This is a genomic window from Bradyrhizobium sp. AZCC 1678 (genome assembly GCF_036924765.1).
GTDB lineage: Bacteria > Pseudomonadota > Alphaproteobacteria > Rhizobiales > Xanthobacteraceae > Bradyrhizobium > Bradyrhizobium algeriense.
Genome location: NZ_JAZHSE010000001.1, coordinates 1,135,312 through 1,146,763 on the forward strand (window position 1 = coordinate 1,135,312; position 11,452 = coordinate 1,146,763).

At 59.9% G+C, this 11,452-nt stretch carries 9 protein-coding genes; 5 read left to right on the forward strand and 4 right to left on the reverse strand.

Translation table 11 applies throughout. From position 1 onward, the window contains the following. Positions 1-133 precede the first annotated feature (133 nt). A complete protein-coding gene (locus tag V1294_RS05375) occupies positions 134-2,422 on the reverse strand; it encodes a marine proteobacterial sortase target protein (RefSeq protein ID WP_334495618.1) in 2,289 nt (762 codons plus the stop codon). A gap of 187 nt (positions 2,423-2,609) precedes the next feature. On the opposite strand from V1294_RS05375, the gene V1294_RS05380 reads away from it, so the two are divergent. Both V1294_RS05380 and V1294_RS05385 read left to right on the forward strand, forming a co-directional pair. Next, positions 2,610-3,374: a helix-turn-helix domain-containing protein gene (locus V1294_RS05380; protein WP_334495620.1), complete on the forward strand. Its 765-nt coding sequence runs from the start codon at positions 2,610-2,612 to the stop codon at positions 3,372-3,374. Between the two features lie 178 nt (positions 3,375-3,552). Then, positions 3,553-3,762 (forward strand): cold-shock protein, encoded by a 210-nt coding sequence (locus tag V1294_RS05385; protein WP_192735591.1) that lies wholly within the window; start codon positions 3,553-3,555, stop codon positions 3,760-3,762. A gap of 117 nt (positions 3,763-3,879) precedes the next feature. On the opposite strand, the gene V1294_RS05390 is transcribed toward V1294_RS05385, so the two are convergent. After that, positions 3,880-5,433, reverse strand: a complete 1,554-nt coding sequence (locus V1294_RS05390) for an acyl-CoA synthetase (RefSeq protein WP_334495621.1) — start codon at positions 5,431-5,433, stop codon at positions 3,880-3,882. An 807-nt stretch (positions 5,434-6,240) separates the two neighbouring features. Between V1294_RS05390 and V1294_RS05395 the strand changes: the two genes are divergently transcribed. Together V1294_RS05395 and V1294_RS05400 are read left to right on the forward strand one after the other, a co-directional pair. Further along, the gene (locus V1294_RS05395) at positions 6,241-6,735 is read left to right on the forward strand and encodes a hypothetical protein (RefSeq protein ID WP_334495623.1); all 495 of its coding nucleotides are present in this window, start codon (positions 6,241-6,243) and stop codon (positions 6,733-6,735) included. A 233-nt stretch (positions 6,736-6,968) separates the two neighbouring features. After that, on the forward strand, positions 6,969-7,496 hold the full coding sequence (locus tag V1294_RS05400; protein WP_334495625.1) for a cupin domain-containing protein: 528 nt from the start codon (positions 6,969-6,971) through the stop codon (positions 7,494-7,496). Positions 7,497-7,998: 502 nt separating this feature from the next. On the opposite strand, the gene V1294_RS05405 is transcribed toward V1294_RS05400, so the two are convergent. Beyond that, positions 7,999-8,919: a DUF1127 domain-containing protein gene (locus V1294_RS05405; RefSeq protein ID WP_334495627.1), complete on the reverse strand. Its 921-nt coding sequence runs from the start codon at positions 8,917-8,919 to the stop codon at positions 7,999-8,001. Between the two features lie 157 nt (positions 8,920-9,076). Between V1294_RS05405 and V1294_RS05410 the strand changes: the two genes are divergently transcribed. After that, a complete protein-coding gene (locus V1294_RS05410) occupies positions 9,077-10,639 on the forward strand; it encodes a winged helix-turn-helix domain-containing protein (protein WP_334495629.1) in 1,563 nt (520 codons plus the stop codon). A 213-nt stretch (positions 10,640-10,852) separates the two neighbouring features. On the opposite strand, the gene V1294_RS05415 is transcribed toward V1294_RS05410, so the two are convergent. Continuing rightward, a complete protein-coding gene (locus V1294_RS05415; protein WP_334495631.1) occupies positions 10,853-11,317 on the reverse strand; it encodes a cupin domain-containing protein in 465 nt (154 codons plus the stop codon). Positions 11,318-11,452 lie beyond the last annotated feature (135 nt).

Consider the following 11,452-nt stretch of genomic DNA (forward strand, 5'->3'; position numbering starts at 1 on the left):
GGAGGGATGGATTGCTTCGCTTCGCTCGCAATGACGATCATCGAGAAAGCGGCGCGCGCGGCCTTGGGGGACGGGTGGAGCCGCGCGCGCTCTGGAAGGGGAGGTTGGGGAGACCTCCTCCTTTCAGCCGACGTCAACGCAGTGACATCTGACGTCGATTGAACTGACGTCGAGTGAACACCAACAGGATCAGGCTGACCGTGAGCAGGATCACACCCGCGATCATCCTCAGTTCAGCGTCAGTCGCCGTCCTCGGCAGCGTGACCGTGCTGGGCGCCTGGGTGACGACGGCCTGTGCCCGCTTCAGCGCCGCGATCTGAACCCGCGCTTCCTCCGTATCAGCGCGCCGTTCCGTCGGCGTTGCCGGAAGGCGTAGGCGTTCGCCGAAGACCTTTTCAAAGTTCCAGCCCGCCGGCAGGTTGATCGGCAGTTCCGAGACCTTGAGCGGCGTGCCTTCCGGACGGCTCGGAGTCTTGTCGACCGCGACCAGGCTGGTCAGCCGCGTGACGAGCTGATGCTCGAGCGCCAGCGCCAGAATGGTCTTGTCGGCATCTTCCGGGTTCGCCTGCCGCGTGGTGCGCGCGACCTCGGCATCCGCGATCTTGCGCCGCGCCCAGAGTTTGGACAGGCCTTTGCCTTCGGCTGCATTCGCCAGCGGCAGAGTGACGACCCAGGGACGGTCGCCGATGCGGCCCTTGATCTCGATCGAGCCCGTGAGCTTGTCGAGCTTTGCCGCGAGAACCAGCGGCTCGTCGCGATAGACGTCGGGGATCGCGACCGGCGTGATATCGGCCGTGGCGTCGGAGAATTTTGCAGTGAGATTGGTCACCGCTGGATTTTCCAGCTTGGCGAACAGGCCCCGCATGCGCTCCTCGACCTGTTCGACCGAACCGATATGGGTGAAGGTGCCGCGGCCGAGTTCGGCAGCGCGCGTCATCAGGTAGGTGTTCGGGGCAGAGCCGATGCCGACCATGAAGATCCGCGAGCGGCCGCGCAGCGCATTGATGGTTTCGAACAATTGCTGCTCGTTGCCGATCGCGCCATCGGTCAGGAACACGACCTGCCGGACGTAGCTGGCATCGCCGACCTTGTCGGACAACGCCGCGCGCATCGCCGGCACCATTTCGGTGCCGCCACTGGCCTGTAGCGCGTCGACAAAGGAGGTGGCCTGGCCGATATGCTCCCTGTCAGCCGGCACGGCCGCGGGGAACAGGACATCCATGGTGTGATCGAAGCGGATTACGTTGAAACGGTCGTTCGGCTGCAGACGGCCGAGCGCGTAGATGAGGCTTGCCTTGGCCTGAATGATCGAAACGCCACCCATGGAGCCGGAATTGTCGATCACGAAGATCACCTCGCGCGGCAATGGCTTTTGCTGGGCCTGTTCGACCGAAGGCGGCGTGACGAAGGCGAGCAGGTAATCGCTGTCGCCGACGTGCTCGCGGAACAACCCTACCGAGGGCGCCTTCTCGGCCACAGGTTTCCAGGTCAGTTCGAAATCGCGGTCGGCCGGCACCGGACCTTCGGCCAGGCGAATGATGCTCGTGCCTGCATCTGGCTTTTCGGTCTTGATTGCATGGTGGTGGCTCTTGATCCCGCCGAGCGGGAAGCCGGCCTGCAGCCGCACGGTGATGCGGGTCGGATTGACCGGCGCGTTGGTTGCGGGGTCGAGTACTTCGGGCGAGATGCGGTTACGATCCGGCACGGGATCGGACTTGGCCGAACCCCAGCCGCCGCCGTCGGGCCGGAAGTCGACGCTTTGGACAACCGGCACGGGATTGTAGCGCGGGGCGACCACCATCGGCACCCGCAGCGAGAACTCGTTGCCGGATTGCTGGACCGGCTCCTGATATTCGATCTGCACCAGCACGGTTTCACCGGGACCGATATTGGCGACCGAGTTGGTGAAGATGTTCGGCCGTTCCTGTTCGGTCAGCGCCGCCTTCTGTCCATTTTGCTTGGCCTGTTCGTAGATGATCTTTGCCTGCTGCCGCTCCTTGATATCGCCGACCACGACGCGATCGCCGATCACCATTTTCAGCGTATCGACCGCGCCGCCCGACGGCAGCGGATAGACATAGACTGCTTCGACCCAGTCCTTCGTCGGATTGCGGAAGATCTGCGTGACGCGGGCGCGGACCGTCGGACCCGATACGGTGAGATCGACATCGATGCCGAGCCGCGTCGCGTCGGCATAGCCTTCTTCGTTCTTCAGCAGCAGCGAGCCGGAGCGCGCGTCACCGGGTTTGAGATAGGCGGCCTGCGGGCGTTCAGTCGACCACACCGGTTCAAAGCTCAAAAATAATGCCGCGAACCCGACCAGGATTACGGTAACGCCCTGCATCACGAAGAACAGCACCAGCCTGATCAGGCCGGGCTGTTCGCTGCGTTTGTCGGCCTCGATTTCGTCGCATGTCGTCATGTTGCTCACTCCGAACGGCGATTTCGCCGTGGTGTGAGGGTGCGGAAAGCCGCGATTTGGCGCGAGCGGAATGATCGGCCTAGTTCGGTCGCCCGCCACCGTGCGCCGCCACGGTCGGGACGGTTTTGTGCGGGTTTGTGATGGATTGTGCGTCTGCTAGACTGGCGCGGATAAGCCAGAGGTGACGATGCCGACGTCGGACAAGCAGCTTTCCGCCGAGCAAAGCCGGCAGATCGCCGACACCATTCGTGAGGAGATCGCCCGCCGCCGCATCTCCCGGCAATCGCTGGCCGAACTCGCGAAACTCAGCCTGTCGACGCTGGAGAAGGTGCTCGGCGGCCGCCGGCCGTTCACGCTTGCCACCACCGTCCGCCTCGAGCAGGCGCTCGGCGTCTCCCTGCGCAAGACGCCGGAGGGGCCGGCGCCCGCGGCCACCGCCAACGGCGAGGTTGCGCCGGATGGATTGGGCGCCTATTCGCGCCGCGCGGTAGCCTGGATCGAAGGAACTTATGTCACGGTGCGCCCCTCGTTCGGCGACAAGGACGCGATCTTCGCGTACCGCACCGAGATCACCTGGGACAATGCGGCATCCTCGCTGGTGTTTCACGAAAGTGAACGGCAGGACGCGGCCTTCACCCAGTTCGGCGAGGTGGCGGTGCCGAACCAGTCGAGACATATCTATCTCGTCACCAACCGGCACGGCCAGCATCGCCTGATCACAGTGGCGCATCTGGCGATTTCGGGCGAGATGTACGGGATCATCACGACGCTGCTCGCGGGGCGCGGCTCGTTGCTGACGCCGATCGCGGCACCAATCGCCTATTTGCCGATTAAAATGGTAGCTCATCCGACCTTTGGCAGGGTTTCGCCCGACGATCCCAATTATTCGCTGTACCGCCAGCATTTGCGGCGGACCACTGATGAATCCTTCGCGCTATTCCTGCCGGGATAGCGCCCTGCAGCCTTGCATTCCCAATGAAACCCACTATATGAGCCCTATTCGAATTATCGCTCTGCCTTGTTGACCACGCCGAACCGGCTCTAATCCCCAAGACATCGTTGAAATCGGATCAAACCTGCGCGGAGGTCGTGCGGGCAACAGCGCTTTCGCGCATCTTGGAGATAGTTACATGGCTACCGGAACAGTTAAGTGGTTCAACGCGACCAAGGGTTTTGGCTTCATTCAGCCCGATGATGGTGGAACGGACGTTTTCGTCCACATTTCGGCCGTCGAACGCGCAGGTCTGAGCTCGCTCAACGAAGGTCAGAAGATCTCGTTCGAAGCGAAGAAGGACCCGATGCGCGGCAAGACCAGCGCCGAGAACCTTCGCGTCGATTAAAGGTCGCCGATTTTAGGATTTCCACGGATGTACTGGGATCCTCTGATTGGCCTCTGATACAAGAGCCCGCCGGTGATGAACCGGCGGGCTTTTCGTTTGTCGCATGCCGACGCACGATCATGAGGCAATGGCCGCCTTGTCGGTTGGCCTCAGTGCGCTGAAATTCTTTCGCAATGTCGGCTTGTGGATTTTCCCCGTGGCGTTGCGCGGCAGGGCGTCGACGAACTCGATCAGGCGCGGACATTTGAACCGCGCCAGATTGGCCTGGCAGTGCGCATGGATCTCCTCCGGCCGGAGCGTATGGCCGGGCTTGATCGCCACGATCGCCATGCCGACTTCGCCCCATTGCTCGTTCGGGATACCGATCACGGCAGCCTCGGCGATAGCTGTCAGCTGATGCAGCACGCTTTCGACTTCGGCCGGATAGACGTTCTCGCCGCCGGAAATGTACATGTCCTTCCAGCGATCGACGATGTAGTAGAATCCTTCCTCATCGACGCGCGTGGCATCGCCGGTGTGCAGCCAGCCATCGGTGAATGACGACGCGTTGGCCTCCGGCCTGTTCCAGTAGCCCGGTGTGACGTTCGGTCCCTTGACCCAGAGTTCGCCGAGCTCGCCGACATCCGCATCCGTTCCATCAGGACGGACGATCCGCACTTCCGTGTGCAGCACCGGCTTGCCGGACGAGCCGGCCTTGCGCGCGGCGTCCTCGCGGTCGAGCGCCAGCACGGCCGGAGACGTCTCGGTCATGCCATAGCCCTGCTGCAGGGCGACGCCGCGTTCTTCCCACACTTTCAGGAGCGGTACCGGCATCGGCGCGCCGCCGACGCCGCCGATTACGAGACGGCTGAAATCTGATGTCGCGAACGAAGGATGCTGCGCCATGAACTGGTAGATCGCGGGCACGCCGAAGAATTGGGTAATGCCCCAGGAAGGGTCGCTGATCAGTTGCAGCGCCAGGCCGGGGTCGAACGCGCGCATGATCAACACGGTGCCGCCGGCATGCAGCACCGGGTTGGTGTAGCAATTGAGCCCGCCGGTATGAAACAGCGGCAGCACGGTGAGCAGCACCGTCGACGGCGAGACATAGGCGGGGCCGCCGAGATTGACGCAATTCCAGAACGTCATGCCATGGGTGATGATCGCGCCCTTGGGCAGGCCGGTGGTGCCCGAGGTGTACATGATGGTCGAGATGTCATCATGCGTAACGTCTTCGAACCGGTCGATCGGCTTTGAGTCCGCAATCGCTGCTTCATAGGATCCGCCGGGCCCGAGCAGCAGCGATGAGGAGACGTTGCAGAGCTTTGCGACCGTCAGCGCGATTTCGGCCAGATCAGTGTCGTGGATCATTATCTTCGGCGAGGAATCGCCGACGATGAACTGCAATTCGGGAACCGTAAGCCGCGTGTTCAGCGGCAGGAATACCGCGCCGATCCGGCCGCAGGCGAACTGCACCTCCAGTGTATCGGTCGTATTCAGCGCCAGCACCGCGACGCGGTCGCCACGCACGACCTTGAGCGTGTCCCGCAAGTGGGTGGCAAGACGCGAGATGCGCGCGTCGAACTGCGCGTAGGAAAGCCGGCGATTGCTGGCGAGGTCGATGGCCGCGATCTTGTCCGGCGTGCGGCGGCCGAAATGCGCGATCCAGTCGTAATGGCGAACCGACGACATGTTTCCTCCACGTCCAGCGGTCTCGCGCCGCCTGGTTTGCTTGATGGCATTCTGTCTAGCAGATGAGGGGTCATATGGGGACGCTGTCTTGCGTGGAGTGGCTGGGAGATGACACGACTTCACGATCTCGCGGCCCGATTTGCCCGAGGCTTGCTGTCGAATTTCCTTACCCTCCAGTCAGAGGGCGCAGGGAATGCCGGGTGCACGCTGCACCCGCGGTCTCGTGTGCAAAAATGTGCAAAAAGGCGCACACGAGCATACAGGTTCAGCGGAGGCATCCGACATTCCCTGCGCAATGGCTTTACGGCTTATATCGTGCTCTCCCCGGTCGGGCCGGGCTCGTTGTCACCGTCGCCGGCGGAATTGCTTCCGCCAACTTGACGCCAGCATCGGGGCGTCAGGACCACACGACTTCGCCGTACGCATCAGCGCCGTTCGTCAAAGGCACATCCACGTCCACCGCATCCCATCCCGCGCTTGTGACGATCGCGAAACGCCCCTCGTATCGAGACGGGACCAAATCGATATATTGCTGATTTGGGTCGGCCGTCAATGGAATTTCTGAAAATCAGAAATCAGCGGATGCGACCGCGCACATCAAGTCAGGCCGAGAAGTTCCGAAAGCGGAAGTCGCCTGTCGTTGATCTCGCAGTTCCTATGGTGGTTCTCTGAAATGCCACTCGTCATTCCGGTTAACCCTGTTGGCAAACGCCCTGCACGTGGGTCGGGTTGTGATGTCAGCCGCCGCCAAGTTGCCTCATTAGATCGGAGAATTTCACCGGCACAAATTTAAGTCGGAGGAGCATCATGCTGAGAATGATGTTGTTCGGCCTCCTCATCCCATTGGGTGTAGGAGTACTAGCCGCAATGGAACTCAGAACTCCACCGCGTCGTGCAGTAGCGGTCGTTCAGCCTGTCGCCGAGACAGTCGTGGGCATTTCCGATTCACATGGTGCGTTGGCGAAGGTTGATCGACTTGAAATTACCGCTGCGAGCAGCGAGACACCAGCGCCGCCTGCTCCAGTCGACGAACGCATTTCTCCGTCGGAACGCATTTCTCCGTCGGAAGGCATCGGTATCGGTTCTTCGGCGCCCCCGAGGGTGATCAACCGCCATCAGCATGATCCCAAATCGAAGAAGGTCGCTACCGCTGCCCTTCCTAAGTCGAAGCCAAAGGCAACCGATATCAAGCGAACTACCATTTCCGAGCGTTCAAAGGGCGCCAGCGAAACTGAGCCCTGTCGGCTGAGCGCGTTTGGTGGCCTGCGTAAGGCTTTGAATTCAGTCGACTGCGAAATCTGATTCAGCGAGCATAATCCTCTTGGAACGGCTTCGGTCGCGCTAACCTAATGTTATCTCCAGAACCTGGTGAGCAAGCCCGATCCCTGGCCCAATCCACCCGGCGCGACCGAGATCCGCATCGGATCAATCGCGTCGGTTTACCCCTGAGCCGATGACTTCCGGTCTACGCCGGACATGCCGCTGCAAAGCACTAATTGACGTGATGTGCCAAGAACCGAGGTTGGAGGCCGTGGATGCATGAGGTGCTGGATGATACCATTCAAGCACTATCCATCGGATCGGAGGACAGCATGACCCAGGCTCGGTCCGCGGCGTCACAGGGATATGTACTTGGCCCCGCCGAAGGCGAACATCTCGTTCATTTTCGCGACGTCGGCAATATCTTCATCAAGGTCGGCCCTGCCACGGGCTCGGACAGTCTTGCCTTGGGGACTCAGCAGGTGACGGTCGGTGCGGGTATTCCGATCCACCGACACTTGCTGATGGACGAAGCCTTCTACGTTCTGGAAGGCAGCGGAATTTTCACATTGAACGATACACGATACCCTTTCGAGAGGGGCGGAACGATATTCATTCCCAGGAATGCCTGGCATGGGTTCGCCAATCCCGATCACGAATTGCTCCTGCTCTGGATCATGGCGCCCGCTGGCCTGGATGGCTTTTTCCGCGACACCTGCAATCCGCCCGGGGTCCCGCCAAAGCAGCTGACTCGGGAGCAAGTCAACGAGATCGCCCGCAAATATGCAACCGAATACAGATAATCGGCCCTCGCAATATCCCAAGTGACCGGCTATGCCATTCCGACGATTACCATGGTGCTTTAGCGAAAGCCGTTCCTAGATTCCCGCGCCGCTGATGTCGCAAAGGGTTATTCGCGTTAGTTTGGCCGGGCTACGGCGACTTCCGGTCTACCCCGGTGAACGGACATTCTCGGGATAGGCGGGCATATCTCAAAAGTGCCACGAGCCGACGTGCCGCCAATGTGATCTTCGGCTAAAGTCAAAGGCGACATTAATGGCGGGTTGACGGAGCTTCGAGGGCTTGACTGATGTCAGGCTCCTCAAAGTCCGTCAGTACTGACGCACTCGCACGGCATGCCCGCCCCACACTGACAACCCGGCTCTTCGCTCCAAGCCCGCTTGGGATGATTTTCGCAAACCCGTCCTATTCCGAAGCAGGTGCGACAGTCAGGATTGGTCCTTCCGGGAAAGACTTTTGAACGCACTGGCACGCAGTAAGCCTTTCCGTGTACTTTTTCGTAATTCAGCGATCGACGAGCGCTGCCTCCGCAGGTGCGGCTTTATTGGGCTGCACGAATAGAAATCGGGACGTGGTGGCAATTTGCGCGTCGAGGCGGCCATCTTGGCCGATGAGGATTAATCCCGCTCCGCCATTGGCTACAGTCAAAATGACGGGTTCGGCCTGCCATGTCTTGATGGGCTCCATTCCGATGATCAGAAATTCACCGACCGGCTGATCTAAGTATTGAAGTCTCAGTTGCGGAGCAATCTCCGCTGCCGCAAGTTCGAAACCTAGCTGTTGAGCGCGGGCATAAATTTGTCCCAGCGACGCAGTCTCGGTCTCAAAGCCGAGTTCGGCCGCCGAAACTGCAAAAAGCTCCACGACTGTCTTCGAAGCGCTGAGGGTAAAGGCCGGTCGAGCAAGAATTTCCCTAGCCGAGCTCCCAACGGCACACCCTTTTGCACTCAGCGCGTTACGGAGAGCGAACGAATTTGCAAACGTCCCCACTGAAATCTTCTTCCACGCCGGAACACCGACGGCGGATTTGACCAGGACCTGCGGAATAGCAGGCGATGGGATCTTGTTGCTCCTCAGTTGGTTCTGCAAAACATCTCTCGCCGTGCATTGAGCTTTGGCTTCGCTCGCCAGTACGAGGATGCACGCGTTGCAGAGCATCAGATAGATAAGAGCACCACTGTTGTGCCATCCTGCCGAACGATGCGGGGTAACGATGCCTCGGTTCGGGGCCACGCAGTCGATCTCAATGCGCGTAATCCCAATGTCCATAAGCTCGCTGTCGGTCAGGCGGCATAATTCGGTTTGCAGCCTCCGGCGTTTGCGCCACTCCTGAAATGCCTTCCAGTATGCTTCGAGAGGACTATAGACCGGCCGGTCGGCAGTCGTTGGGTGCCGCAAATTGGTGATCTCTTGGACCGTCCTCATAGCCGCGTGTCCTATCGGGCTTTTTGATCAAATGAACTTGCCCCGGGATGCGGCAGCGCACTTTACATCCGGCTTACATTTTCCTTACCGGCGGCTTATTCTTTGCGTCCGAGCGGCGCCACAACCCGAAGATCGACGGCCGCCTGAGGATCGTCACTTGCGCTATTTCTTCGAGGAGTATGTATTCGACACGGATCGTCGCGAGCTACATCGCGGGGCGAGCCTCGTCTCCATCACGCCGCAGGTATTCGATATACTCGACTACCTGGTCCGCAATAGGGAGCGCGTCGTCAGCAAAGACGACCTTATCAGCGCGGTTTGGAATGGACGCATCGTCTCAGATGTCGCGCTGACGACCCGCCTGAATGCCGCTCGGACCGCAATCGGTGATGATGGCGAGAAGCAACGCCTGATCAAAACATTGCCGCGCAAAGGCTTCCGCTTTGTTGGCGCAGTGAAGGAAGACCGGATGCCCGCAAATGAGACGATTGGCCTAATTGAGCGAACCGGCGAAGCGCCGCCGCGCCTGTCCATCGTCGTGCTACCCTTCGCGAACCTGAGCGGTGATCGTGAGCAGGACTATTTCGCGGACGGTATAACCGAGAGTCTGACCACGGACCTGTCGCGCATCGGTGGTTCATTTGTAATGGCACAGAACAGCGCCGTCTCATACAAGGGCAGAGCTGTCGATGTGCGCCAAGTCGGCCGCGAATTGAATGTTCGCTACGTGCTCGAAGGCTCAGTGCAACGCAGCGGCAAGCGACTTCGGATGAATGTTCAGCTGATCGATGCCAGGAGCGGCCAGCATCTTTGGGCCGAGCGCTTCGAGAAGCCTGTCGTCGACCTGTTCGATATGCAGGACGAAATCGTGTCGAGGCTCGCCGGTACATTAGGTGCCCAGCTCATCGAGGCTGAGGCGCGACGAGCCGAGCGTACGCTGCATCCCGATGCGATGGACTTGTGCTTCCAGGGCCGGGCCTGGTTGATGAAGGGGATTAGCCTTGAATGCGTGACGCAAGCGCGGGGCTTCTTCGAACGCTCGCTGGAGTTCGATCCCGGCAACGTCGAAGCAATGATTGGTCTGGCAAATGTTGATACGGTAGTTGGAGGTAGCTTTACGACGGATGATGGGCCCGCGCGGCTTGCAGCGGCCGAGGCGATGGTGAACAAGGTATTGTCGATTAGGCCGAACAGTGCCTCAGCCCACATGGCTCGGGGTTGGGTCCAGACCTTTACGAACCGGGCCGCCCAAGGCATCCGTGAGTTCGAACATGCGTTGGCGCTGGCTCCGAATTTGGTCCACGCTCGTGCTGCCCTTGGTTTCGCCAAATCCTACATAGGTCGCGCTACCGAGACCGAAGGCCATATACTCGAAGCTTTACGGCTCTCTCCTCGCGACGTTTTCGCCTACCAGTGGGCGTGTTTTGCGGGCGTGGCCAAGCTGCTGCTTGGTTCAGACGTCGAAGCCGTCAGCTGGCTGCGACGAAGCACCGAGGCGAACCGTAACTTTCATCTCGCTCATATATCGCTCGCCGCTGCCTTGGCCTTGACCGGCGCGCTCGATGAGGCGCGAGCTGCTGCGAGAACGGGACTTGCGCTCAACTCAGGTTTCACCATTCGTCGCTTGCTCGCAGCTCAACAAAGCGACAATCCAATTTACCTTGCCGGGCTGCAGCGCTTGTGTGAAGGCTGGCGCCTCGCTGGCGTGCCGGAAGGGTGATGAGCGCTTCGGGCCGACTTCAGTGCTTTACTGCCCTACGTCGGCTTTGGGTCAATCGTGTCGATTTGACCGGACTACGCGACTTCCGGTTTGCCCCGGTGAACCGACATTCTCACCATAGGCAGACATGTCTCAAAGGTGCCATTACCTGCCGTCAGTCGGGCCAGAAAAAGCCCGGCCGTTAAGCCAGGCTCTCCCGTTGGCGTATTTATTTCACTGCGTCTTCTTGCGCGGGTCGTCAGCCGGGTTGATGTAGTCGATGCCTGCTGGCCCGAGATACTGAATTTGGACGATCGCCTCCTCGTTCCCTGTCCAAGCGTAATGTGGGTGTTTTGCCGGGTGCGTATACAACGAACCCGCCTTCAACATCTCGCTTTTCTTTTCTAACTTTTCACCCTCGCCGGTCCCGAAGGTACCGCTGATCACGGTGGCAACCTCGACAAAGGGATGAGTGTGTGGCGGAATTTGATAGTTGGGTGGAAACTTAACGCGTTGGACGACCATCTCAGCTTTTGTCGGATCGCCCAGAATGGTCGTGAATTGAGCACCCTTCGGAAGGCTCGGGCTGTCCTTCCACGTCAGCGCATCGGGTTTCACCACGATCCCCATCATGGCATCTTGCGCCAATGCCGAACCCGCCAACGCGATCAAGCCTACCAAGATCAGAAGCTTTTTCATGGAAGTCCTCCCTGGCATGGTTGACTAAAGTTCTGCGCGCCGCGACCGACACGCGTTCCAACGACGCGCCAAAGGTTCGTAACATTAGGGCAGTCAATGAGCGGCGGCTATATAAAATTGAGCACTACGAGTGAC